A 25,845-nucleotide genomic window follows, 5' to 3' on the forward strand; every position below is an offset into this window, starting at 1 on the left:
CGTCAACTAGGGTGGAACCGCGGAAGCTTATACAGCTCTCGTCCCTTGCATTATGCAGGGGGCGAGGGCTTTTTTTATGGACCGAAAAATGAGAGAAGTCCAGAAGAGCTTGCTCATAAGCAATTTATAAAGGAGGTTTTTATATGAGTTTTAAAGTGCCACGAGGGACACAAGATATTTTGCCGGGGCAATCAGAAAAATGGCAAAAGATAGAAGCGGTTATCCGTGATATCTGTCGTGTCTATCGCTACAATGAAATTCGCACACCAATTTTTGAGCAAACAGATTTATTTGCACGTGGTGTCGGTGAAACAACAGATGTTGTTCAAAAGGAAATGTATACATTTGAAGATCGCGGTGGCCGTTCGTTAACATTACGTCCGGAGAATACAGCTGGAGTAGTTCGCGCTTATGTTGAGCACAAAATGTTTGGTGCACCTGATCAACCAGTAAAGCTTTCATATTTAGGACCAATGTTCCGTTATGAACGTCAACAAGCAGGACGCTACCGTCAATTTGTTCAATTTGGAGTAGAAGCAATTGGCTCAGCTGATCCAGCTATTGATGCGGAAGTTATTGCACTAGCAATGGATGTTTACGAATCAGCAGGTTTAAAGGATTTAAAATTAGTCATTAATTCACTTGGCGATAAAGAAACACGTGATACACACCGTACAGCACTTCTACAACACTTCGAACCACATATTCATGAGTTTTGTTCGGATTGCCAAAATCGTTTGCAAAAAAATCCACTACGCATTTTGGACTGTAAAGTAGACCGTGAGCACCCATTAATGCAATCTGCACCGGCATTAACTGATTTCTTAACAGAGGAATCAGCAGCATATTTCGCTCAAGTTAAAACGTATTTAGATACACTTGGAATTTCGTATGAAGTCGATCCAAATCTTGTAAGGGGTCTTGATTATTACAATCATACGACATTTGAAATTATGTCAACGGCTTCTGGCTTTGGAGCAATTACTACACTTTGTGGTGGGGGTCGCTATAATGGCCTTGTACAAGAAATTGGTGGACCGGAAGTACCAGGTATCGGTTTCGCATTAAGTATTGAGCGTTTGTTGCTTGCACTTGAAGCTGAGGGTGTTGAATTAGACACAGCATCAGGACTTGATGTCTATATGATTGCTATGGGCGAAGAAGCGAAGCTAAAAACGGTTGAATTAACAAGTACCTTCCGTGCAAAGGGCATTTCTACGGAGATGGATTATTTAGATCGCAAAATGAAAGCTCAAATGAAATCCGCGGACCGTTTAGGTGCAAAATATACGATTGTTTTAGGCGAAACAGAGCTTGAAGAGCAAGTAGCTACTGTTAAGAATATGGAGTCAGGTGAACAACAAAAAGTAGCGTTCTCAGAATTAGTGAACTACCTAAAACAATAAACCCTTTATATCCATATAGGATTATCTGTCCATATGATCAAATATCTACATCATTTTGGACAGATAATTTTGAACTGATATCTAATTTTCCTTGGCATCAATTCGCTACTAGTAGGAACTGTATGCTACATAAGTAAAATAAACAGTTCATCACCGAAAGTTGGAGATGACATTTTGTGAAAACGTATGTCATGAGGATAAATCAACCTTAAGTAATGGTGATGAGCTAAATAAATTTTGGAGGAATTAAATAAATGGCAACAAGAACACATGCTAGTAATGAACTTTCAGAAGCATTAAAAGGCGAAGAAGTCGTATTAAAAGGTTGGGTACAACGTCGCCGCGACCTTGGTGGTTTAATTTTCATTGATTTACGTGACCGTACTGGAATTACACAAGTTGTCTTCAGCCCTGATGCTGCAGAAGCACACGCACTAGCTGATAAAGTGCGTAGTGAGTACGTAATCGAAGTGGAAGGGACAGTTATTCTTCGTTCAGAAGATCAAATTAACCCAAATGTACCAAACGGTAAAATTGAAGTAGAAGCGACAAAGTTAATCGTCATTAATACAGCAAAAACAACACCATTCCAAATCGAAGATCGCACTGACGTATCTGAAGATTTACGTTTAAAATATCGTTATCTTGACCTACGTCGTCCGGTTATGTTTGATACATTCAAAATGCGTTCAGACGTTACTCGTACAATTCGTAACTTCTTACAAAACGAAGGCTTCTTAGAAGTAGAGACACCGATTTTAACAAAATCATCTCCAGAAGGAGCTCGTGATTATTTAGTACCATCACGTGTTCATGAAGGCGAATTTTATGCATTACCACAATCACCTCAGCTATTTAAGCAATTATTAATGGTGTCTGGTTTCGAAAAATACTTCCAAATCGCACGTTGTTTCCGTGATGAAGACTTACGTGCAGACCGTCAACCAGAGTTTACACAAGTTGACATTGAAACAAGCTTTTTAACGCAAGAAGAAATTATTGAAATGAACGAACGCTTAATCCAAGCAGTTATGAAAGAAGTAAAAGGTATTGATATCCCTGCTCCATTCCAACGTATGAAATATCAAGAAGCTATGGATCGTTACGGCTCAGATAAACCTGACGTACGTTTCGGCTTAGAGCTAGTCGCATTAAATGATATTTTTGATGGCTGTAATTTCAAAGTATTTGCTGATACAGTAGCACAAGGTAAGCAAGTAAAGAGTATCAATATTAAAGGTGCTGCAGATAAATACTCACGTAAAGACATGGACGAGCTAACAAAATTCGTTGGTATTTATGGAGCAAAAGGTCTTGCTTGGTTAAAAGTAACAGAAGAAGGCTTAAACGGACCAATTGCAAAATTCTTTGACGAAGCATTAGCAGCTTCATTAATCGAACGTATGAAAGCTGAAGTTGGCGATATTTTAGTATTTGTAGCTGATATTGCTTCTGTTGTAGCAGCATCTCTAGGTGCACTTCGTACGAAATTAGGCCAAGACTTAGGTTTAATAGATGAATCACAATTTGCATTCCTATGGATTACAGATTGGCCATTATTAGAGTACTCTGAAGAAGATGGTCGCTACAAAGCAGCACACCATCCATTCACACGTCCATTTGAAGAAGATATTCAGTTAATGGAAACTAATCCATCAGCTGTCCGTGCTCAAGCATACGATATCGTATTAAACGGTTATGAGCTTGGTGGAGGTTCATTACGTATTTATGAACGTGAATTACAAGAAAAAATGTTTAATTTACTTGGTTTCACAGAAGAAGAAGCAAGAGCTCAATTTGGCTACTTATTAGAAGCATTTGAATATGGTGTACCACCACATGGAGGTCTTGCATTCGGTCTTGACCGCTTCGTAATGCTACTTGCAGGCCGCACTAACTTACGTGATACAATTGCATTCCCGAAAACAGCAAGCGCTAGTTGCTTAATGACAAACGCACCGAGTGAAGTGTCTCCTGATCAATTGAGCGAGTTAAGTTTAGCCATCAAACCATTCAGAAAATAATTAGTACTTCTAAATACCTGGATTTCCTAGCAATAACTGTTGGGAATCTAGGTATTTTTTGCGTTTTCACAAGAATGTAGATTTTTTAAAAGAAATTAGTTTGAATTATCAGAAATATCATGCTATTATAACAGTAATACGAATCCTGATGTGTTTGTCTAATTGCTAGCTTTACTTAACAGTTTTGACCGAACACATTAGAAACGGGAGCCTTCATTTTGTAGTCGCAAACAAGCCCCACGCGGAGCGGGACGTTTAAAGCTGCAAAGCGGGCACCCCCCTGCGAATAGCGGGTTCAAAACGAATGTTTCTTGGCATAACGGCACAATCGGGATTCGTCATACATAGTTATTAAGAAAAAAGGAGCATGTAAATAGCTCCTTTTTTTAATGCAAGTAATGGGTTATTCAGAAAGATAACAGCTACAAGGGGACTTAAAAATATAGAGGAGGACTGGCGATGATCCTTGGCTTAAAAAAGAATGAAGTGAAAATTGTGCCATACGATAGTGAATGGAAAAATGAATTTATGCGAGCTCGTTCCGAGATTATAAAACATACGAATATCCAATTTGATCGTATTCAACATATTGATTCGAAATCAAAACACATTTTGTTCATTTAGTAAATTATCAAGGAGAAAAATGGTGTGATTTATTGTTTTTTAGAGATTATTTAAATGAAAATGAAGGTGTCAAAAGAGAGTATGAGAAGTTAAAATTAAATTTCCTTAACAGCAATTTACAAGGGATAGATGAATATACATCGTATAAAGAGCAATTTGTACAATCGGTTTTTGATAAAAGAAGTCCTTTAGCAGGAGATGAATAAAGCGTGAATATAAATTGCCAAAAGAACAAAGAAATTGAATGATAATTAACGCATTCTCGCTAATTGGAAATGCATTTGTAAAAACTATACTTTGTGTATAAGTTGATTGGAGTGAAGGCTGGACGCTCCCAGGAAGCTCTGCTCTGCGCGAAAGCGAAGCGACAGCAACAAATGTGTTATCTGTGCGAAAGCGAAGCGACAGCTACAAAGCGCCCAGCTGGAACGGAAATCAACCCCACGTTATGATAATTCAACTAAAAATTTAGAAAATATGAAAAAATTACTTTTTATTTTTGGGAAAGCATCATATAATTGGTATAGACAACTATACCGATTAAAAGTTTGCCTGTTAGCTTCAGTCAAGGTCCTCAAAAAACGCTTAGGGGGTGATCTATTGAAGAATACGCTTTTAATTTCCAATGTTACGATAGTTAATCATGATGAAGAACCTTTTAAAGGCGACCTACTCATTGACAATGGTAGGATTATTAAAATAAGTAATAACTTAAATGATAATGCAGAGCATTATATAGATGGCAAAGATAAAAATTGGATACTGCTACCTGGCTATATTGATATGCATATACATGGCTCTGCTGGGCATGATGTGATGGATGCTACGCAATTAGCATTACATGAAATGGCGCGCTCGTTAGTACAGGAAGGCGTTACAGGCTTCCTTGCTACTACAATGACGCAATCTATAGAAGCAATTGAAAGCGCTTTAACTAATGTTGGTCAATTTGAAAGTAATGATGATGAGGCAAGTTTATTAGGTATACATGTAGAAGGGCCATTTGTATCGAAAAAACGGGCAGGTGCTCAGCCAATAGAGTACATTATTTTACCGTCCACTGAGCAATTTGAATCCTGGCAGAACTTAAGTAAGCGACGCATAAAACAAGTAACAATTGCACCTGAGATAGAGGGAGGTTTTACGTTTATTGAATCGTTAAAGGATTTAAATGTTATTGCTTCTATTGGCCATTCTGATGCTTCAATTGAAGAAGTAGATAAGGCAGTTGCAATGGGAGTAAGGCAGGCTACGCATTTATATAACCAGATGAGCCCTTTCCATCATCGCAATCCAGGTGTCGTTGGTGCAGTACTTTTAGAGGATCAGGTAAAGACAGAAATTATCGCAGATTTTGTGCATAGTCATCCTCAAGCTGTGAAGCTAGCGTATCGTATGAAAGGTGCAAAGGGCATTATCTTAATTACCGATGCGATGCGCGCCAAAGGCTTACATTACGGTGACTATGATTTAGGAGGTCAAACCGTTCATGTTTCTAAGGATGGGGCTCATTTATCTAATGGGGCTTTAGCTGGAAGTGTGCTAACGATGGAGCAGGCAGTGAAAAATATGAAAGCAATTACCAATTGCTCATTGCGAGAAATTGTTGCAATGTCTTCTGCGAATGCTGCTAAGCAATTACAGCTTGCAACTAAAGGTCGGATAGAAGAAGGCTATGATGCAGATTTTGTATTACTAGATGAAAATTTAAATGTACAAAAAACTATTTGTCGGGGTAAAGTTGTATTTGAGAAATGAAAGTAAAGAGGCGATAAGGATGGTGCAACACTTGTTAGATAAAAATTCTCATATACCTATCTATATACAAATAGAAGAAATCATAAAACAACGGATTTATTTAGAAGAATATAAAATCGGTGAAAATATACCTTCTGAGCGAGAACTTTCTACGCAGTTTGATGTTAGTAGAATGACCGTTCGTCAATCAATCACAAATTTAGTAAATAGCGGTTTGCTGTATCGTGAAAAAGGGAGAGGTACATATGTCGCTAATCCAAAATTAGAACAACCGCTAAAAGGATTAACAAGTTTCACAGAGGATATGCGGGCTAGAGGGATGGAACCGAGCAGTAAAGTTTTACGCTTTGAGAAAATAGTACCAACAGTTGATATTGCTGGAGATTTGATGTTAGAGCCAGGCGAAGAGGTATTCTTTGTTGTACGAATTCGTAGCGCAGATTCCAAACCAATGGCAATCGAAAGAACATATATTCCAGTTAAAGTATATCCAGAATTAGATGAAAAGAAAATAATGGGGTCATTGTATGCGTTAATCGAAGCAAAGTTCCATCAAAAAATCGGAAATGCAATTCAGCAAATGGAAGCAGCTATTGTTCCAAAAGAAGATAGTAAATTTTTGCAAATCAATCATACTGCACCAGTGTTAATTATTAAACGTACAAGTTATTTATCAGATGGAGTTCCATTTGAGCTTGTGCGAAGTACTTATCGAGCTGATCGATACAAATTCATTAGTGAAATTAAAAGGTGATTCTATGGATGCATATTTTCTAGAAATTCAAAAGCTAATGCAGGTCGTGAAGGAGCAAGAATATGCCCAAATAAAAGAAGCCGCACAATTAATTGTACAAAGGCTTCAACGCGGGGGAATTGTCCAATTATTTGGATGTGGCCATTCTCATCTTTTAGCACAGGACGGTTATTATCGGGCGGGAGGGCTTGTACCTGTACGTCCTATCATTATAGAACCGTTAACATTACACGCAGGAGCAATGACGTCATCTGAAAATGAGAAGGACCCGACTATCATTGAACAATATAAAGATCATTTTGATTTTCATGAAAATGATGTTTGCATTGTTATTTCAACATCCGGGAGAAATCAAGCACCTATTGATGTAGCTTATTTAGCAAAAGAAGCAGGAGTGCTGGTCATGTCTCTGCAATCTCTTGCTTATTGCGAACAGCCAACCCGCCATCAAAGTGGACAGCGCTTAGAGGATGTAGTAGATATAGTTATCGATACGCATATACCAATAGGAGATGGTTTGCTGCATCATAATGAAATACAGTATGCGCCATCCTCTACAGTTATTGGTTCAATTATTTTAAATGTATTATTTAGTGAAGTTATTGAGATCATGGCCATATCTGACGAAGTATTACCAGTTTTTAAAAGCAATAATGTTGACTCGGATTCGTCTCATAATGAGGCTATGATCGCCTACTATCAACATCGAATTAACTTTAAATAACAAGCGGAGGGATATCTATGAAGAAAAATTATAAAATAACGGCACCGGAGGGTCTACATGCTAGACCCGCAGCTTTACTTGTAACAGCAGTCACACCATTTGAGTGTGATGTTCAGTTAACGTATAAAGAGAAATCGGTTAATTTAAAATCAATTATGGGTGTTATGGCACAAGGAGTAGCACCAGGAAGCATTGTAGAAATTTCAGCAGATGGACCCGATGCTGAGAAGCTTTTTCAAACGGTAACAGAAGTGATTGTTTCTAAAGGAATTGGAGAGGAATGCTAAAAATAAAAGGCAGTGTTGGAAGGAGGTGATTTTGCATATGGAAATAAAAATAATTCCACCAGAAGATTATAAGCAGGTTCATCAATTAAGAGATTATTGTTTTCCTAATAAATATGCTGGTGCGCGCCGAGAGGATTTTCATTATTGGGTTGAGCATAGCACAACATTGGGTGCTTACGATGAACATAAAGTAGTTGGACAGCTATTAATATTGCCACTTAATATGACAATCCATGGCGAAAAGTATGATATGGGCGGAATTGGCTTTGTTGCAACCTATCCTGAGTATCGGCAGCAGGGGATTATCAAAAAGCTTATGACAGAGGCCCTGAAGAAAATGCAAGAGAATGGGCAAAGTATTTCTGTGTTAGCACCATTTTCTGTATCCTTTTATCGTTATTTTGGATGGGAATTATTTTTTGAGAAGCTATATTACACGATTCCGCAATCAATGTTTCCTTTTTTGGGTAAGCAATTGGACGTAGTAAAACGTATGAGCTTTGAATGGCCAGAGCGTGATCTTTTTCAGGCGATTAAGGACTTTCATAATGCACAGGCGCTTTTCAATAATGGAAGTATGCTACGAGATGATGCTTGGTGGAAAAGAATAGAGAGAAGGATGCCTGATAGTCATTTTGCAGCTTATTTTAAGGCTGATCAAATTGCAGGTTATATTCGTTATATTATTCAAGATGGAACGTTTGAGATTCAGGATTTTATAGCTGAAGATTTACAGGCAGAACAAGCAATTTGGCGTTTTATAACGTCTCATGCGGCGAGTGTAAGTAGCATTAAGGGAGTTACTTCTAACGATCGTCCGTTTGGCTTCTATTTTAAAGAACCACAGTTTAAAAAGGAAATCGTTCAGGATGTGATGGTAAGAATAGTAGACGCTTCGAGGTTTATGCAGTATTATCCGTGGGGCGATATTCAGGAGCCGTTATATATTCAAATTGAAGATGCATTTTGTAGTTGGAATGAGCACGTATATAAAATAAATAAAAATGGAGATGTCTCGATAATTGAGACAAATTCTATCCCGGAAATGCATATGTTAACATTACCAATTAATCTTTTTTCAGCGATGATGGTTGGCTATCTTTCTGTAAAAGATGCGGTCATATATGCAAATAAACAATTGGCTGGAGAGATCATTGATCGATGGCAGTTAGCGTTACCCTCTAATAAGCCAGCTTTCTATGAATATTTTTAACTTAACAATGTATGAGAGACATTTATTCAATAGAGGATATGAATGAGGAACTCTCGGCCGTTTAATTTCGGAAAATTTAAATTTTTTTAAGTTTTTTTCTGGACTATACCAGTTGGAAGAATCCTTTCAATGGTCTGTAATAACGATATAGCCCAGTTTTTGATGATATTTCCTTAGTAAGTAAATTGTGTAAAAAGTGTATTGTGGTATATACCAATAGGTGCTATTCTCTATTTAAGAAAGCGATTTCATAGTTGGAAATTACAAAAATTAAAGTTAGCTAATAAGACGAACTTTATCATGAAAAGGAGTGTTTTTATGAAAAACATTATGCTAGTGTGTGTTGCTGGAATGAGTACTAGTTTACTAGTGTCAAAGATGCAAAAAGCTGCACAAGAACAAAACATTGAGGCAGATATTTATGCGATTGCTGAAGGTGAGGTTGACAAAGTATTAACTACTAAAACGGCTGATGTGCTGCTACTGGGTCCACAAGTCCGTTACTTAAAAGGGACATTTGAAAAAAAATACCAGGCAATGAATTTTCCTATTGATGTCATTAACATGGCGGATTACGGCATGATGAATGGCGAAAATGTTTTAAAGCAAGCGTTACAGTTAATTGGCTAAGGGGGCAGCGACAGTGGAAGAAACAGTTTTGATGGAATCCATTATGGGACTGATTGTGCATAGTGGTAATACGAGAAGTGAGTGTATGGAGGCTATCCAGCTAGCAAAAAATGGACAGATTCAAGAAGCTAAGGAAAAAATACAGTTAGCTAATGATGCATTGATTGAAGCGCATCATTCTCAGACAGCTCTACTGTCACAAGAGGCAAGGGGAGAAAAAGTAGAAGTGTCAATGTTGTTAATTCACGCGCAGGATCATTTAATGAATGCCATTACGTTTCGTGATTTAGCAACTGAAATGATTGAGTTGTATGAACGAATCAAAGGGGAATAGCATCAAGCTTTGATGTCACAATAAAAAGTAAAGGGAGTGTGTGAAATGTTCCGTTTTTTAGAAGAAAAATTTGTGCCAGTCGCAGCTAGAGTAGGGAATCAGCGTCATTTAGTTGCCATTCGAGATGGATTTATTACAATCATGCCATTGACAATTGTTGGGTCACTTGCGGTTCTTGTTAATAATTTGCCTATCAAATTCTATCAAAATGCACTCGATGCCATCTGGAAGCATGAAACTTGGACACAGTGGGGCGGCAATGTTTGGGGAGCAACATTTGGAATTATCTCTCTGTTATTAGCTTTTACAATTGCTTACAATCTTGCGAAAAGTTACGACAAGGACGGACTTTCTGCCGGTGTAATCAGCTTTTCAACTTATTTGACGTTCGGTACCTTTGGTGAAGGTGGATTAACAGGGTTAACGACAGGTACAGGTGGTATATTTATTGCCATTATTATTGCGTTGCTGTCAACTGAATTATTTTGCAAATTGACTGGCAATCCTAAGCTGTTAATTAAAATGCCGAATGGAGTACCACCGGCTGTTTCAAAATCTTTCGCCGCATTATTACCTGCTATTATTACAATTGGTTTATTTGCTCTAGCTCGTACAATTATTTCGGCAGGCTTTGATATTCCTGATATTGTCGGTTCATTCTACTCAGCAGTTCAAGAGCCATTTATGGGCTTAACGAATTCATGGATTGCGGCTTTACTTTTAGCATTCATTCCTACGTTTTTATGGACACTTGGTGTTCATGGTGCAAACATTATCGAACCATTTATGCAAACAATAAATTTACCAGCTATTGAAGCGAATGTAAAAGCGATTTCATCTGGTGAAGTAGCACCTTACATCGTAAATAAACCATTCTTTGATGCCTTCATCAATATGGGTGGTTCCGGGACAACAATAGCACTTATTATTGCTATTTTCCTTTTTGCTAAAAAGAACAAGCAATATAATACCGTCGGAAAATTGTCGGCGGCACCAGGGCTTTTTAATATTAATGAACCGTTACTTTTCGGTCTTCCAATCGTATTAAACCCAGTGTTATTTGTTCCGTTTATTTTAACACCAATGGTGAACGTAACAATTGCTTTCTTTGCAACGAAGTGGGGCTTTGTGCCGGCAGCTACTGTTTCACCACCATGGACAACGCCACCGGTTATTAATGGATTCTTAGCAACTCAATCTTGGCAAGGCGCTGTCCTTAGTATTGTCTTAATTGTAGTCGCAGTATGTATTTATTTACCGTTCATTTCAATGGCAAACCGCATGGCAAAGCAGAATGAACTACGGGCTGCTGAAGCGGAGTCTCAAAACGAACAGCAAAATACAAAATTAGAGAGTCAAAAAGTAGAAGTGTAATTGTGAGCTAACGGAGGTATTTAAATTGAAAAGATTAGGGATTTCACTATATCCTCAGCATAGTACACTAGACGATATGAAGCGATATGTTCAGCTTGCTCATGACAATGGTTTTGATCGAATATTTACTTGTCTTATGTCGTTAAATAACGATCAGGAACGACAAAAATTACAGCACATCAATAAATTTGCGCAGCAGCTTGGCTTTGAAATTTCAGCCGATATTGCACCGGCTGTTTTTGAAGATTTAGACTTAACGTATAAAGATATCGGTTACTTTAAGGAGCATTATCATTTAGCGGCATTGCGCTTAGATATGGGTTTTTCTGGCCAAGAAGAAGCGTTTATGTCTCTCGATTCAAGTAATTTAAAAATAGAATTAAATATTAGTAACGGTACTAAATATGTTGAAAACATATTATCCTATCAACCGAATAAAGATAATATTATTGGCTGTCATAATTTTTATCCGAGACGTTTTACAGGTCTATCACGTCAACATTTTTTACAAACATCTCAACTATTTAAAGCAAATCATATTCGAACAGCAGCGATGATTTCATCACAGCATGCTATGTTTGGACCTTGGGAAGAAACCGAGCATGGCTTGCCAACATTAGAAGAGCATCGTCATCTACCAATTACTGTGCAAGCAAAGGATTTATGGCACACTGGCTTAATAGATGATTGTATTATTGGCAATATGTATGCTTCCGAGGAAGAAATACGTGCATTAGGCCAATTAAATCGCCATAAGCTAGAGCTGAAGGTTGAGCAGTCTGTTGAAACGTCTGTTTTAGAAGAGGCCATCCTTTTTAAGGAGCCACATTTTAATCGTGGCGATGTTTCGGATTATGTTATCCGTAGTACGCAATCTCGTGTTAAATATAAAAATGGTGACTTCCCTGCACACGATAGCAACCCATTAAAAATGGGGGATGTGACAATCGATAATAATTTAGATGTTCGTTATAAGGGTGAGCTTCAAATTGTTTTAAAGGAAATGCCGAATGCCGGATCAACAAATGTTGTTGCAAGGGTTGTAGAAGAAGAGCAATTCTTATTAGCAAATATTCAGCCGTGGGCATCATTTGGCTTTACAAAATGATTATAGAAGAAGGGATTAAGCCATTAGTTTATAGTGCTCAATCCCTTTTTCTTGATTTTCGCTATTTTTTCTGTAGCGACAGTGAAACAACAGCTAAAATTAAACCAAGGAGAAATTAACTAAGAAGAAAGGAGCGAAGATTATGTATGTATTAGCGATTGACGGTGGTGGAACGAAAACATCAGCAGTGATTTGTGATGAGCTAGGCAATATTTATGCCAAAGTAGTAACGACTCGGAGTAACCCAACAGCAATGGGTGTTCGATATTTTAAGTCAACGATTCATGATATACTACAAAATTTACAGCAACAGAATCCTCAAGTATTTGCTGCCATAGACAGTTGTTTTGCTGGCATGGCTGGGGTCAAGGAGCTACAGGCAGAGAAAGTTGTAGAATCGATAGTACGTCTATACGTTCCTAAAACAGCACTAGTGATTGTTGATAATGATGCTCTAATTGCACTTTATGCAGGTACGCTTGGGCATGCGGGTATTGTGCAAATTGCAGGGACAGGCGCTATTACAATGGGCTACGATCGTGAGCAACATTTTCATAGAGTAGGGGGCTGGGGTTATCTTTTTGATGATGAGGGCAGTGGCTATGATTTAGGGGTCCAAATGCTGAAGGCTATTTTTCAAAGTTATGACGGAAGAGGAGACCCTACAGCTTTGACAGATGTAGTATTGCGTTATTTTTCTGTGGAAAATGTGCCACAATTAATTGAGTGTATATATGGAGAGGAGCATCCTCGGACAGTGATTGCACCGTTAAGTAAATATGTTTTTGTTGAGGCAGAAAAAGGAGACCGTGTTGCTATCCAGATCATTGCGGATGCTTGTGAGAAATATTATGTGGCGATAAAAGCATGTTACGCTCATATGACTTGGGAGGAAGGGAAAGTTCCTGTTGTATTAGTGGGTGGTGTTTTTAATAATGAAGACTATTTTTTACCGAAATTACAGCAATTCGCACAAGCTGATGAAATACCATTGCAATTTTTGACACCAGTTTTACAACCAATTGGTGGAGCGGTAATTGCGGCTTTTAAGCAAAAAAACGTTCAGCTCAGCTCAGATTTTACGAAATCTTTCTCCAAAAATTATGAACCGCAATGAAAGTGATAAGACTAAGGGCAATTGAATTATACTTTATCCAATTGCCCCAAATGCTTTGAATAGTGTCAGATATCGATTTTGAAAGACCTTTACATAGATAAAAAGTATTTGATTAGGAATACTTAATTTTTTTAGTTATAATTTTTACTTGATGAATATCGTGATAAAATGTAAGATAGGTTTGATTTTATCTTAGTATTTAACTAGGTTTACTAATAATGTGATTAGTGGAATGCTTTATCCACCGCTGATCACCAATAGAGCTTTAACGGGTACTGTACATTATTGCCCATTAAAGCGTGATAAAAATTTCAATAGACGGAGAGTGTAAGGATGTTACATCAATTTTCACGTAATGAGCTCGCAATAGGAACAGAGGGGCTCGAAAAATTAAAAAATACAACGGTAGCCATTCTTGGTGTAGGCGGTGTTGGTTCATTCGCTGCTGAGGCATGTGCACGAAGTGGTATTGGGCGCATTATTTTAGTAGATAAGGATAATGTTGATATTACGAATGTTAATCGTCAATTAGTTGCCTATCTTTCAACGGTCGGAAAATCTAAGTCAGGTGTCATGAAAGAGCGTATTGCTGACATTAATCCAGAATGTGAAGTAATTGATATGCACATGTTCTACACGGAGGAAACATATGAGGAATTTTTCGCACAAGGCATAGACTATGTCATTGATGCGAGTGATACAGTGATGTATAAAATTCATATTATGAAGGAATGTCTAAAGCGTAAAATTCCAATGATATCTAGTATGGGTGCAGCTAATAAAATGGATCCAACTCGTTTCAAAATTGCAGATATTTCTAAAACGCATACGGACCCACTAGCTAAAGTAATCCGTACAAAATTACGTAAAGATGGTATTCATAAAGGAGTAACGGTTGTGTTCTCGGATGAAAGTCCTATTGTTGTTCGTCCAGATGTAGTAGAGCATGTCGGAAAACCTGATGCAGCTATCCGTAAAGCGAAAATGCCTCCATCTTCCAATGCCTTCGTTCCTTCAGTGGCAGGCTTAATTGCTGCTAGCTGGGTTGTGAATACAATCTTAAAAGATGTGAAAATTACACGTGTACAAGGCTAAAATGACTTTGAAAAATCTGTTATGTCGATAAATATAAAAAGTTGGGCAATAAATTCAAAAAGTTAGGCAATAAATTTGAAACTTTCATCGATAAATTAACAATATTTATCGATAAACTCAAATAATTTCTCGATAAAATAAAAAGCGCGCGTCTCCTTGGGAATTATCACCCAGACGGAACAGAAGTCACCCTTAGCAATGGTGATGAGCAATTTTATGGAAGTGGCTGTCTCAATTAAAGACAGCTGCTTTTTCTATGCTACAATAGGATAGTTGTAAAAAAGGGGTCTACGATATTTACTAGGTATCTATACAATTTGAGATGTTTGGACAGTTTTATATTATGACTCCTCCAACATTTGCTGTAGAACCTATAAGAGGAGGCGTTTTATGATGGAGAAAATCTATCAAATGGAATATAGGGGCTTAAATCTATTCGATGAAATTAGCACAGTAGAATTAGCTATCGATGAAGAAGGGCAAACAATACACATTTTTGATGTTGGCCAGGTTGTTAGCCCTATTTTTAATTTTGATGTTTCGGCTTACGAACTATCAGAGGGTTTTTACAAAATGGCAGATATACTTCGACATAAACATATATTGACAAATCAACAGCCGGATAGTGATCTAACGCTTAGTGAGTGGTTAATTACAAACACTGCCTATTTTTATATGCCACAAAAAAGAATAAAAAAATATGCACTAGGAAGTATTATTGAAATTGTTGATCGAACGAAAGAGCAATCTTTATTTGATGATTATGTACAAAGAATATAATTTTACCAAAATTGTTCGCCTTACGTGCTCAAAAATGCTATTTATTCACTAAATTGCCTTATTTTTTTCATGTGACCACTTCTTTATTTGGTTTATTGCTATAATTTTAATAATTCCAATAGATAACAAATCAGTTTGTTTAGAATGTGCAGTACTGCTTAGGGGAGTAGGAATGACGTTTAGAAAACAAATGACAACATCGGAGAGTGGTAAAATGGAAATTCAAGTAATTCGTGATCATTTAGACATTGTAAAGCTTCAAGAAAAAATGAATGATATTGTATTTGATTATTTGGATACATCTAATAATTATCCAAAGGCTATGAGAGAACTAAATCCTTTATATACACAAGCTACAACGTTTTATAAAGAGTATTTAGACAATCGAGCGGGTGAATTACCAAGTGCCAATACATATTGGCATTTGTTTATAGATTGTTGTGCAAAGCTTTGCTACTTTTTAGCAGCATCAACTTATTATTCATCCAATGAGTTACAAAAAACACCTGAAAAAGTTGAGCAATTATTAACGATTGCTGCCTATTCTTTACCTAGCATTGATCAGGAAGAGAATGAACAATTATTATCAGCAATTTTTGCACTTTATAGTAAAGTTGTAGAGGATGAAGAGAAAACAACATCACTACGAAATGCAGTACTTGAACAAAAAGGTGCAGTCAAACAATGCTTACAACAATTTAAAGTATTTGTTGATAATGAAATTACGAAATAATTTATGCGTGATTGTGATTTATCATCACTTTTATAAAATAAAATAACAGTCTAGAATCTGCTTACTTTTTGCGGTTGATCCACCAATTCTTACAGTACTTTTTGTGAGGAGGAGTGGATTTCCAGTTCTTAAAGTTTTGCAGATTTTTTTGTTCTTATTAATAGATTATTGTGAGAAGACTGTAATAGTAGTGTTAAAATTTTGTTGTACGAAATTTTAAAAAGGACTTTTTTCTTAAAAGGGATTTATAAATTTTTGTCGAAATATAGTTAAAAAATTGAAAATATACGTGAGAGGTTTATGGCTCATCTTTTGTTAAAACGTATAAATTGGAGTGTTAATTGCAACAGAAATCAACTCTACGTTATGGCGATGATTAATGTTTATTCATAAGTGTAGGAATTTTTGGGGAGGGGGCTATGCAATGTTAATAAACGGTAGCAAAATCGATTTGTCAAAATTAGAAAAACCACTCTTATTAGTAAGTGAGGATGAGGAACTTTTATTCCAGCAGATTATACAACCAACACTTAAACATGAGCTTATCCAATGTCAATTAGCTTTCTCGACTAGAAAGACTATCTCATTAGTGAAGGATTTTTGGTTGACTATGTATAAAGATCGAGAAAAATTATATATCAATAGTGAACATGCGCTCCTGTACCCAATTCGTTTAATCATATTCGAACTAGTGACACAAGAGGAATACTTTAAACGTTTGTCGAAAAAAACTTTCGGAGATGAATATCTCTCACTTATTTATGCCATTGTCCTAGTACAATTTGTCTTGCAGTGGATAAAGGAACGGTTTAGTGATAACAAGGAAGTTTATGAGGCATTAAAATTATTGTATAGAACTACAGATGATAATGTGGATGATCAAACCTCTCCATCAAGAGAGCAATCAATCGGTCAAGCAATTGCTGTAAAAGCAATTCGCTTTGAAGTACGCGAGAACTCCCAAGAATTTGCTAGTCTGCTTTATCAAACCTACAATTTTCTACATCATTTACATGAGATCGAAAAAGAAATGGAGCAGAAAGAAATGACTAACTTACCGTCGATGAGAAACGTGGAAGATACATTGAACCGATTTTACAATAACCGCTATTCAACAAATAAGACAACCTTTACAAGATGATTACTAAGCAGTTAGTCCTGTTTTTTAGGGGAAATAATATGATAAAAAATAAGGCGCTTCTAAAATTGAAGTGCCCTATTTTCATGAAAAAATAAAACGATATTACTTTTCATTCTCATGAAAAGATTTAAGCTTTTCGTAGATTCCTGCCATTCGTTTTTCTTCACCCGCAATAACAGGTTTATAAAATTCAGTACCCACAAGCTCATCAGGCAAATATTGCTGGTCGACCCAACCACCGAATGTTCCAATAGGGCTGTTATGGGGATATTGATAACCTACATGACCTAAATCTTTTGCCCCTTCATAATGAGCATCGCGTAGATGATGTGGAATATCACCTGTTTTGCCTTCATGAATGCTAGCAATGGCGGCATCGATAGCTATAATTGCAGAATTAGATTTGGATGCAAGGCACATTTCAATAACAGCACTTGCAAGCGGAATACGCGCCTCGGGTAGCCCTAAACGCTCAGCCGCTTGTACAGCCGCAAGCATATGAGGTCCTACATCTGGATCGGCAAGGCCTATATCTTCATAAGCCATAACGAGTAAACGTCGACTAACAGCTACTAAATCACCTGTTTCCAATAAATGAGCTAAATAATACAATGCTGCATTCGTATCACTTCCACGAACTGATTTTTGTAATGCAGATAGCAAATTATAAAAATGAGATCCTTTTTTATCACCATAGACGCCAATTCTGCCGATCAAATGTTTAATGATATGATCAGCAGCAATTGTTTGACCGTCTACTTCATCACTCGCATAATAAATCGATTCAAGCAAAGTTAAAGCCTTCCTTGCGTCACCATTAGCTGCTTCAGCAATTTGCTCGATTTGATGATCTGTTAATATTAAATGATGTTTACCTAGTCCACGTTTATCATCAGTTAGTGCTTTTTTTATAAGTTCGATTATATTTTTTATCGTTAAACGTTTTAGTTGATATATTTCTCCGCAACGTGAGCGAATAGCTGGATTAACATCATGGTACGGATTTTCCGTCGTCGCTCCGATTAACACGATTGAACCGTTTTCAACATGTGGCAACAATGCATCTTGCTGTAATTTATTAAAACGATGAATTTCATCTAAAAAAAGAAGGACTTTCCCAGATATTCGAGCTTCCTGTACAATATCCTCAACGTCCTTTTTACCAGCGCGAGTAGCATTCAATGCGAAAAAGGGAAGTTTCGAGCTTCCTGCTATAGCATTCGCTATTGACGTTTTACCGATACCTGGTTCACCGTATAGTAGCATGGATGGAACATGCCCATTTTGAATCATTTTATAAAGAGCGGTATTAGGACCGATAAAATCTTGGTGTCCTACAATCTCTTCAAGGGTTAAAGGCCGCATGCGATAAGCGAGTGGTTCGTTATGCATAAAAAAATCCCCCTTTCAACTGATTTTCAATTATGATGTATTTTTTTGCTTATAATGAAGCGTTAATAGTAATTCGCCTAACTATACTAAGGCGCAATTAATAGTATATCATAACCTCCTGAGAGTATTTCCAAGTTCTTCGAGAGGAGATTATGATATACTGTTTGTAGTATTTTTGACTAGACTATTTGAGGGTGATAAAATGAAAATTTCTACAAAGGGCCGTTATGGGCTAACGATTATGATTGAATTAGCAAAGCATTATGGAGAAGGACCTATTCCACTACGCAAAATCGCTGCTGAAAAAGAGCTTTCTGAGGCATACTTAGAGCAGTTGGTTTCACCATTACGTAATTCTGGCTTAGTGAAAAGTGTACGCGGTGCATATGGTGGGTATATGCTAGCAAACCCACCAAGTGAAATTTCAGCGGCTAATGTTATTAGTGTGTTAGAGGGTCCAATTCAACCAGTAGAAGGTATTGAAAATGAAGAAGCACCTCAGCGAGAGTTATGGCTCCGCATTCGTGATGCGGTGAAAAATGTATTAGATACGACTACAATTGAGGATCTAGCACAATATACTGAAGAAAATGTAGCTGAGGGCTATATGTTCTATATTTAAAATTAGGCTAAAGCACAGCTCCCTACCTGGAGGCAGGGAGACAAATCTTTAGCGCTTTTCGTACAAAGGAGTTTTCAACATGAATTCATATATTTATCTCGATCATGCAGCGTCTTCACCAATGAATGACAAAGTAATAAACGCTATGACTACAGCAATGCAACAGGTTTATGGTAATGCATCAAGTATTCATGGGATAGGTCGAGAGGCGCGCAAATATTTAGATGATGCACGTGAAATACTTGCCCGATCAATTGGTGCTCAACCTGGGGAAATTATTATAACAAGTGGCGGAACAGAGGCGGATAATACGGCTATTTTTGGCACTGTTTATGCACGAGCTACTGAAGGGAAGCATATCATTACCACACAAATTGAACATCACGCTGTGTTACATACTTGTGAAAAGCTTGAGCGAGATGGCTTTGATGTGACATATTTGCCGGTTGATGCGAATGGACGTGTTTCTGTAGAAGATGTGCGAAATGCATTACGTGAGGATACAATTTTAGTGACGATTATGTACGGTAATAATGAAGTTGGTACGATTCAACCGATTGCTGAAATTGGTGACTTGTTACGTGAACATAAGGCTATTTTCCATACAGATGCTGTTCAGGCATATGGTTTAGAGTCAATTAATGTTGCTGATTTACAAGTTGATTTACTAAGTGTTTCTGCACATAAGATTAATGGTCCTAAAGGTATTGGCTTCCTTTACCAAAAAGCAGGTACACCATTTACTAGTTATGCATTAGGGGGAGCGCACGAGAAAAAACGTCGTGCAGGTACTGAAAATGTGCCAGCAGTAATTGGTTTTGCTACTGCAGTGGAAATTGCAAATGAGTTGCGAGAAGAGAAGCGTGCACTATACAATCGCTTTAAGCAAATTATGCTGGATATTTTCACGAAGGAAAATCTAGCATTTCATGTGAATGGAGATTTAGAAAATACGCTTCCACACGTTTTAAATGTAAGCTTTTCTAGTATGGAAGTAGAGTCATTCCTAGTAAATCTTGATATGGCAGGTATTTGCGCATCAAGTGGTTCAGCGTGCACTGCTGGCGCCATTGATCCATCACACGTTTTAGTTGCGATGTTTGGACAAGGAGTAGAGGAATTACGTAACTCGATTCGCTTTAGCTTCGGTCAAGGTTTAACAGAAGCTGATGTACAACAGGCGGCTGAAAAAACAGCAGCGATTGTAAAAAGACTAGCAAAAAAATAATTCGTTAAAAATTCAGGCGTGTTGATTAGAAAAAAACAGGTTTATTATTAAGCTTTGTTGCTATTTTTCTAATATATTTCTTTTAAATGATTGTAGCTCGTAGCGAAAATCAGTCTCTTCGAATTAATTCGAATATGTAAAAATAGGATCAATCAACACATCTGTTAAAAATCAGGTTCATCACCAAAAGTTGTGGATGACTTTCGTTAATACGTATACTACGGAAATCAACCATTCGTTTTGATGATAATCCAAAAATTATATATTTAATGAAATTGAATAAAAGAAAAGGTGACCAAAATGAAAGAAACTCGTGACCCCTCACAAATTCGTGTTGTTGTCGGCATGTCAGGTGGGGTAGATTCTTCGGTTGCTGCATATTTACTAAAACAACAAGGATATGAAGTAATCGGGATATTTATGAAAAACTGGGATGATACAGACGAAAATGGCGTTTGTACAGCAACAGAAGATTATGATGATGTTATTAAAGTGTGTAATCAAATAGGGATTCCATACTATGCAGTGAATTTTGAAAAGCAATATTGGGATAAAGTTTTCACATACTTTTTAGAAGAGTATAAAGCAGGGCGCACGCCAAATCCTGATGTTATGTGTAATAAGGAAATTAAATTTAAAGCGTTTTTAGAGCATGCGATGGATCTTGGTGCTGATTATTTAGCGACGGGTCACTATGCTCGAGTTGATCGTAGTGGCGATGGCGAAGTTCAAATGCTTCGAGGCATTGACAATAATAAAGATCAAACGTATTTCTTAAACCAATTATCGCAGGAACAATTGTCGCATGTAATGTTCCCAATTGGACATATTGAGAAAAAGGAAGTCCGTAAAATTGCGGAGGAAGCTGGGTTAGCGACAGCGAAGAAAAAAGATTCAACAGGAATATGCTTTATTGGAGAGCGTAATTTCAAAGAATTCTTAAGTCAATATTTACCAGCTCAACCTGGTAAAATGGAGACAATGGATGGTGTCGTAATGGGCCAACATGACGGATTAATGTACTATACGCTTGGTCAACGTCATGGTCTTGGAATTGGTGGCGACGGTGAACCTTGGTTCGTATTAGGGAAAGATTTGGAGCGCAATGTGTTACTAGTTGGACAAGGCTTCAATAATGATTCGCTATTTTCAACTTCACTGACTGCTGTGAAAATGAGCTATACTTCGACAAAAAAATTGCCCGGGAAATTTTCATGCACAGCAAAATTCCGTTATCGTCAAACAGATACACCAGTAGAAGTGGAAATTTTAGAGGATGGACGTACACATATTACGTTTGCTGAGCCAGTACGTGCGATTACACCTGGACAAGCTGTTGTATTATATGACGGTGAAGAATGTTTAGGTGGCGGTACAATCGACGAAGTCTTTAAAAATAATGAAAAACTAACATATGTAGGTTAATTTGCGCTAAGACTGCTTATACTCTTTCCTAAAGCGTATAGAATTTAAGCAGTCTTTCGCTACATAGAGGTGAAGAAGAACAATGAATTTTAACGAGCAGGGCATTCAAGCGTTTCAAGAAAAGCGCTACGAGGATGCTGCACAACTTTTTACACAAGCAATTGAAGCAGAGCCTGAAAACCCAATTGGTTATGTAAATTTCGGAAATCTCTTAGCGGTCTTAGAGGATACTGAACGTGCAGAGCGTTTTTTCCAAAAAGCAATCACTGTTGATGAAACGGCAGCAACTGCTTATTATGGTTTAGCAAATCTATATTTTAATGCGGACCGATATGCGGAAGCAGTAAAGCTTTATGAACAAGCACTAAAACATAAAATTGAAGGCGCAGATGTGTATTATATGATGGGCAAATGCTTTGAGCGAATGGAAAATTCGAAACTTGCACTGCCATATTTACAACGAGCTTCAGAGCTTGCACCAGAAGATACACAAATTCGTCTAGCTTATGCAATCGTGCTATGTGCACTAGAAATGTTTGAAGAAGGTAAAAAGGAATTAGATTATTTAATCGAACAAGATTGGAATAACGCAGATGCACATTATAATTTAGGTGTATTATATGCGGTATCAACTGAGCAAACAGAAGATGCCATGTACCATCTAAAACAAGCCTTTACATTACAGCCAGAATACGACCAAGCACGTTATATTTATGATATGATTGCGCAGCGATTTAACTAAAAAATTTAAAATCTCTTAAACACTGAAAGGATGCCAAAATAACGTTGGCATCTTTTTAAATTGTCTTCAAGAGAACATATATATTAAAGTGTATCAATAAACAAAAGGTTGATTTTCACTCCGAGTTGGCGCTTTCTGCGGGCTTGGCTTCAACTTATTTCAGCAGGTGTCCAAACACCCGCTAGAAGAAGTTAAAGCCTCCGGCGGATGTCACAGAATCGGAAAGGAGTTCTTAAAGGATGTTAGCCTAAAATCATCGCATCCATGCGATAACGGCTAACTGACCTGCATCACGCAGGCCTAAGCACAAAGCCGATTCCGGACGCAATTATGCCAAGGCATAATTGATTATTCTCCTCGTCACTACGTTCCTGCGGGGCTTTCAGCTCAAGCTAATCCCGCAGGAGTCGCCACTCTCCGTGAAAAATCAACAGCTCCTCAGCATTAATATGTATAGACAAGCTTAATAAAAATAGTATTATAATACTTTATTTAAATGGGAGCTTAATTTATTAGTTTTTCAATTAGTTGAATGGATGCCGAAACTAGTTCAGCATCCTTATTTATTATAATCTTCATCATCCTCTGAAGGATAATCAAATGGTAGTTGATATAAATATTGTGCTAAATGAGCAATCGGAGTAGCATCTAAAAATGATGATTCTGCTTCGTTCGCTTTTAAAATATTGATTTCTTCATTCAATCGTTCCATTTTTCGATCCAGTTCAGCTACTTGAATGGCAGCTTCCTTCAATTCAAAACGGATATGTTCAGGTACTTCCTTGTTGTATTTGTAATAGATTTTATGTTCAAGGCTGGCCCAGAAGTCCATTGCAATTGTACGAATTTGAATTTCGACAAAGACCTTCTCCATACGATCAGACATAAAAATTGGGATTTTTATAATAAGATGCAAGCTTTGATAGCCATTTCCTTTTGGATATGCAATATAATCCTTTACATCCACAACTTCAATATCATTTTGTGCCTGTATCATCGCACTCACTTTATATATATCTTCCACAAAGGAACATGTAATTCGGACACCTGCAATATCACGAATGTTTTCACGAATTGCTTCAATGGATGGCTCAATATTCTTTTTTTTGACCTTCAATAATATACTTTTTGGTGACTTCACTCGAGTTGATAGATGCTCAATCGGGTTATATTCATGGATTAACTTAAACTCTTCCTGTAAAATATTTATTTTCGTTTCAATTTCCTGCAAAGCAAATTTATAGTTTAAAAAGAAGCGTGTTAAATCTGTTTGTAGAGTTTTTATAGTGGTTGCTTCAAGTTCATTTTTCATACTTCATAAAATCCTTTCTTTTAGTTGTCAGTTCACAACTAAGTAACTAAATATGTAATATTCAATATTAGCTTAACAAAAATAGCGATTAAATAGAAATAAGTGCTCTGAATCTATGTATTGTATTCTTGTTTAATTATTTTACATTGTCAAATTAGGCTGTTTTCGTGAAGTTTGTTTTTTTTGATATAAAATTCAAAATATATAAAGCAAGGAGATTGATATATGGGTGTTTACTTTACCAATCAAACAATTGAAGCATTTAATCAAATAAATGAACAAGGGGTTCTGACAGGGAAGGAAGTTTTTGTATGGGAAGATTTCCTACCTTCATATAAATGGATGATTAAACAAATGGATAGAAAGATTAACAATGACGGTTCATTTCCAATTTGGCTTTGGACAAAAAAACCAAATTTGAATGATGAAGGACACTTTAGTAAAAGAACAGATGCTGTATGTTTGACAGTTGAAGTACCCGATAATAAAGTTCTTTTATCTGATTTTGATGCTTGGCATTGTGTATTAAATGACTGGTTTTGTCCAATAACAGATGAAGAAGATGAGTTATTTGAACAAGGTAAATTAAATATCACAAAGGAACAAAGTTGGGAAAGAATTTTTGACTTACAAAAAATACTAAGATCAGAGATGTGGAACGGGAATAGCCAAATTGTTCAAGGTGTTACAGCAGTCATTCACAAAGAACAGATATTGAAGTTTGAGCATTTTACAGCTAAATAACTAGTTGGGTGTGTCTGATAGGAAGTTACCTCAATTATTTTTAAGGGAGATTGAGAAGGATTTTACTTAAACTAACGCGGGCTTTGTTATATTTTGATTCACGGAATATTAAATTAAATTGGCTTTTTGTTTTAATAGCAACGATCTTAGAGAAAATAGCCTAAAATTAAAAAAAAGGGGTGTTTAGTCCCCTTAGTTATCAACGGTAATCTCAGCATTTAAGTTGTATCGTTTATTAAATTCATCAACGAATATTTGTAAATCGATATAAATGCCAATATAAGGCTCTGTTTCTTGCTCACGTAAGAAGCCGCATGTTGCCTTTAAAGATTTTGAAAACTCAAGTAGCATTTGTTCATCATCTAGCTGTATATGTAACGAAAGAGAATGATCCTTCGTATTTATCTTGAAATATTTATCGTCTATAATACGTTCTAAATTTGTTTCTTGAAATGGGAAAACATATTCCTTATATATTAACTTCATAATACCCCGCCTTTTTTGCAATAATGGACCACATCTGAATAAGATAAATCTCCACCAAAAATTGAAAGAGCGCTACCGATTGTCACATGAAGTTTACCATTTGAGATATTATTAAATTTCTTTAAGTCGTCTAAAGATCGAACCCCACCAGCATATGTTGCTGGAATAGTTGTCCAAGTGGCTAAATCTTGCACTAAGCTTTCCTGCATACCGCCCTTTTTTCCTTCCACATCAACAGCATGAATAAGTAGTTCATCACAGAAATTTTCGATAAATGCAATAGACTCAGCGTTTACTTCAAAATCACTAAACTTTGTCCATTTATCAGTAACAACAAACCATTTTCCATCGCGCATACGACAGCTTAAATCGATGACAAGATGCTGTTTACCGATAATCTGTACTAATTGCTTTAGTCGATCTAAATGGAGTTTGCCATCATTGAAAATAAATGATGTTACAATAACATGGGAAGCTCCAGCATCAATATACTTTTTTGCATTTCCCGTAGTGATGCCACCCCCAACCTGCAACCCTTGCGGATAAGCTGCTAGTGCTGCTAATGCGGCTTCTTCATTACCATCACCTAGCATAATGACGTGACCACCTGTTAATTGATCCGTGGCAAACATTTTTGCATAATAACTAGAGTCATGATTTGAAACAAAGTTCTCTATAACTTCTTGATCTTTATGACCTAGTGTACTGCCAACAATTTGTTTTACTTTGCCATCGTGTAAATCGATGCAAGGTCTAAATTCCAATAGTTTCACAATCCTTCCGTGCAACAAA

General features: G+C 36.8%; 27 protein-coding genes, 1 other RNA gene and 1 other annotated feature (1 of these 29 cut by a window edge). Of the genes, 24 read left to right on the forward strand and 4 right to left on the reverse strand.

Features of this window, described 5'->3' with window-relative positions; translation table 11 throughout:
- Window positions 1–49, forward strand: a binding site (T-box leader) (it extends 193 nt beyond the left edge of the window).
- Window positions 50–143: 94 nt separating this feature from the next.
- The 19 genes from hisS to ACFVT8_RS02070 all read left to right on the forward strand — a co-directional run bounded on the left by hisS (window position 144) and on the right by ACFVT8_RS02070 (window position 17,102).
- Complete coding sequence (gene hisS, locus ACFVT8_RS01980; RefSeq protein ID WP_387082185.1) at window positions 144–1,406, forward strand: histidine--tRNA ligase; 1,263 nt, start codon at window positions 144–146, stop codon at window positions 1,404–1,406.
- A 254-nt stretch (window positions 1,407–1,660) separates the two neighbouring features.
- Window positions 1,661–3,430, forward strand: coding sequence for an aspartate--tRNA ligase (gene aspS, locus ACFVT8_RS01985; protein ID WP_387082184.1), 1,770 nt, complete (start codon window positions 1,661–1,663; stop codon window positions 3,428–3,430).
- 139 nt (window positions 3,431–3,569) lie between these two features.
- Window positions 3,570–3,769: non-coding RNA, 6S RNA (ssrS, locus tag ACFVT8_RS01990), on the forward strand.
- Window positions 3,770–3,889: 120 nt separating this feature from the next.
- Window positions 3,890–4,054: a GrpB family protein gene (locus tag ACFVT8_RS01995; protein WP_387082183.1), complete on the forward strand. Its 165-nt coding sequence runs from the start codon at window positions 3,890–3,892 to the stop codon at window positions 4,052–4,054.
- Between the two features lie 32 nt (window positions 4,055–4,086).
- On the forward strand, window positions 4,087–4,260 hold the full coding sequence (locus ACFVT8_RS02000) for a GrpB family protein (protein ID WP_387082182.1): 174 nt from the start codon (window positions 4,087–4,089) through the stop codon (window positions 4,258–4,260).
- 394 nt (window positions 4,261–4,654) lie between these two features.
- Window positions 4,655–5,812: an N-acetylglucosamine-6-phosphate deacetylase gene (gene nagA, locus ACFVT8_RS02005; protein WP_387082181.1), complete on the forward strand. Its 1,158-nt coding sequence runs from the start codon at window positions 4,655–4,657 to the stop codon at window positions 5,810–5,812.
- A 31-nt stretch (window positions 5,813–5,843) separates the two neighbouring features.
- The gene (locus ACFVT8_RS02010; RefSeq protein ID WP_387082553.1) at window positions 5,844–6,566 is read left to right on the forward strand and encodes a GntR family transcriptional regulator; all 723 of its coding nucleotides are present in this window, start codon (window positions 5,844–5,846) and stop codon (window positions 6,564–6,566) included.
- A gap of 4 nt (window positions 6,567–6,570) precedes the next feature.
- Window positions 6,571–7,290, forward strand: a complete 720-nt coding sequence (locus tag ACFVT8_RS02015) for a sugar isomerase domain-containing protein (protein ID WP_387082552.1) — start codon at window positions 6,571–6,573, stop codon at window positions 7,288–7,290.
- Between the two features lie 17 nt (window positions 7,291–7,307).
- Complete coding sequence (locus ACFVT8_RS02020; RefSeq protein ID WP_387082180.1) at window positions 7,308–7,577, forward strand: HPr family phosphocarrier protein; 270 nt, start codon at window positions 7,308–7,310, stop codon at window positions 7,575–7,577.
- A gap of 37 nt (window positions 7,578–7,614) precedes the next feature.
- Window positions 7,615–8,790, forward strand: a complete 1,176-nt coding sequence (locus ACFVT8_RS02025; RefSeq protein ID WP_387082179.1) for a GNAT family N-acetyltransferase — start codon at window positions 7,615–7,617, stop codon at window positions 8,788–8,790.
- A gap of 318 nt (window positions 8,791–9,108) precedes the next feature.
- Window positions 9,109–9,420 carry a PTS sugar transporter subunit IIB gene (locus tag ACFVT8_RS02030; RefSeq protein WP_387082178.1) on the forward strand — a complete coding sequence of 104 codons (312 nt, stop codon included), beginning with the start codon at window positions 9,109–9,111 and terminating at the stop codon, window positions 9,418–9,420.
- A gap of 13 nt (window positions 9,421–9,433) precedes the next feature.
- Entirely contained in the window at window positions 9,434–9,754 is a 321-nt protein-coding gene (locus ACFVT8_RS02035) for a PTS lactose/cellobiose transporter subunit IIA (protein WP_049667708.1), read from the forward strand.
- A gap of 45 nt (window positions 9,755–9,799) precedes the next feature.
- Window positions 9,800–11,128 carry a PTS sugar transporter subunit IIC gene (locus ACFVT8_RS02040; protein ID WP_387082177.1) on the forward strand — a complete coding sequence of 443 codons (1,329 nt, stop codon included), beginning with the start codon at window positions 9,800–9,802 and terminating at the stop codon, window positions 11,126–11,128.
- Window positions 11,129–11,153: 25 nt separating this feature from the next.
- Window positions 11,154–12,236, forward strand: coding sequence for a DUF871 domain-containing protein (locus ACFVT8_RS02045; protein ID WP_387082176.1), 1,083 nt, complete (start codon window positions 11,154–11,156; stop codon window positions 12,234–12,236).
- Between the two features lie 142 nt (window positions 12,237–12,378).
- Window positions 12,379–13,353, forward strand: coding sequence for an N-acetylglucosamine kinase (locus ACFVT8_RS02050; RefSeq protein WP_387082175.1), 975 nt, complete (start codon window positions 12,379–12,381; stop codon window positions 13,351–13,353).
- 333 nt (window positions 13,354–13,686) lie between these two features.
- On the forward strand, window positions 13,687–14,448 hold the full coding sequence (locus tag ACFVT8_RS02055) for a tRNA threonylcarbamoyladenosine dehydratase (RefSeq protein WP_387082174.1): 762 nt from the start codon (window positions 13,687–13,689) through the stop codon (window positions 14,446–14,448).
- Between the two features lie 390 nt (window positions 14,449–14,838).
- Window positions 14,839–15,228 carry a hypothetical protein gene (locus ACFVT8_RS02060; RefSeq protein ID WP_387082173.1) on the forward strand — a complete coding sequence of 130 codons (390 nt, stop codon included), beginning with the start codon at window positions 14,839–14,841 and terminating at the stop codon, window positions 15,226–15,228.
- A 172-nt stretch (window positions 15,229–15,400) separates the two neighbouring features.
- On the forward strand, window positions 15,401–15,961 hold the full coding sequence (locus tag ACFVT8_RS02065) for a hypothetical protein (RefSeq protein ID WP_387082172.1): 561 nt from the start codon (window positions 15,401–15,403) through the stop codon (window positions 15,959–15,961).
- Window positions 15,962–16,385: 424 nt separating this feature from the next.
- Window positions 16,386–17,102, forward strand: coding sequence for a hypothetical protein (locus ACFVT8_RS02070; protein ID WP_387082171.1), 717 nt, complete (start codon window positions 16,386–16,388; stop codon window positions 17,100–17,102).
- A 102-nt stretch (window positions 17,103–17,204) separates the two neighbouring features.
- On the opposite strand, the gene ACFVT8_RS02075 is transcribed toward ACFVT8_RS02070, so the two are convergent.
- Complete coding sequence (locus ACFVT8_RS02075; protein WP_387082170.1) at window positions 17,205–18,494, reverse strand: replication-associated recombination protein A; 1,290 nt, start codon at window positions 18,492–18,494, stop codon at window positions 17,205–17,207.
- 202 nt (window positions 18,495–18,696) lie between these two features.
- On the opposite strand from ACFVT8_RS02075, the gene cymR reads away from it, so the two are divergent.
- The 4 genes from cymR (at window position 18,697) to ACFVT8_RS02095 (ending at window position 22,511) form a co-directional block, all read left to right on the forward strand.
- Window positions 18,697–19,116 carry a cysteine metabolism transcriptional regulator CymR gene (gene cymR, locus ACFVT8_RS02080; RefSeq protein ID WP_053484768.1) on the forward strand — a complete coding sequence of 140 codons (420 nt, stop codon included), beginning with the start codon at window positions 18,697–18,699 and terminating at the stop codon, window positions 19,114–19,116.
- 79 nt (window positions 19,117–19,195) lie between these two features.
- Complete coding sequence (locus tag ACFVT8_RS02085; protein WP_387082169.1) at window positions 19,196–20,344, forward strand: cysteine desulfurase family protein; 1,149 nt, start codon at window positions 19,196–19,198, stop codon at window positions 20,342–20,344.
- A 300-nt stretch (window positions 20,345–20,644) separates the two neighbouring features.
- The gene (gene mnmA, locus ACFVT8_RS02090) at window positions 20,645–21,769 is read left to right on the forward strand and encodes a tRNA 2-thiouridine(34) synthase MnmA (protein WP_387082168.1); all 1,125 of its coding nucleotides are present in this window, start codon (window positions 20,645–20,647) and stop codon (window positions 21,767–21,769) included.
- A gap of 82 nt (window positions 21,770–21,851) precedes the next feature.
- On the forward strand, window positions 21,852–22,511 hold the full coding sequence (locus tag ACFVT8_RS02095; protein WP_387082167.1) for a tetratricopeptide repeat protein: 660 nt from the start codon (window positions 21,852–21,854) through the stop codon (window positions 22,509–22,511).
- A 559-nt stretch (window positions 22,512–23,070) separates the two neighbouring features.
- On the opposite strand, the gene ACFVT8_RS02100 is transcribed toward ACFVT8_RS02095, so the two are convergent.
- A complete protein-coding gene (locus ACFVT8_RS02100; RefSeq protein WP_387082166.1) occupies window positions 23,071–23,823 on the reverse strand; it encodes a GTP pyrophosphokinase in 753 nt (250 codons plus the stop codon).
- A 225-nt stretch (window positions 23,824–24,048) separates the two neighbouring features.
- Between ACFVT8_RS02100 and ACFVT8_RS02105 the strand changes: the two genes are divergently transcribed.
- Entirely contained in the window at window positions 24,049–24,567 is a 519-nt protein-coding gene (locus ACFVT8_RS02105) for a DUF3841 domain-containing protein (RefSeq protein WP_387082165.1), read from the forward strand.
- 192 nt (window positions 24,568–24,759) lie between these two features.
- On the opposite strand, the gene ACFVT8_RS02110 is transcribed toward ACFVT8_RS02105, so the two are convergent.
- Together ACFVT8_RS02110 and hisA are read right to left on the reverse strand one after the other, a co-directional pair.
- Window positions 24,760–25,053 carry a hypothetical protein gene (locus tag ACFVT8_RS02110; RefSeq protein ID WP_387082164.1) on the reverse strand — a complete coding sequence of 98 codons (294 nt, stop codon included), beginning with the start codon at window positions 25,051–25,053 and terminating at the stop codon, window positions 24,760–24,762.
- On the reverse strand, window positions 25,050–25,817 hold the full coding sequence (hisA, locus tag ACFVT8_RS02115) for a phosphoribosylformimino-5-aminoimidazole carboxamide ribotide isomerase (RefSeq protein ID WP_387082163.1): 768 nt from the start codon (window positions 25,815–25,817) through the stop codon (window positions 25,050–25,052). Before hisA ends, ACFVT8_RS02110 begins: the two co-directional genes overlap by 4 nt.
- Window positions 25,818–25,845 lie beyond the last annotated feature (28 nt).

The organism is Lysinibacillus sp. NPDC058147 (assembly GCF_042884205.1).
In the GTDB taxonomy this organism is placed as follows: Bacteria; Bacillota; Bacilli; order Bacillales_A; family Planococcaceae; genus Lysinibacillus.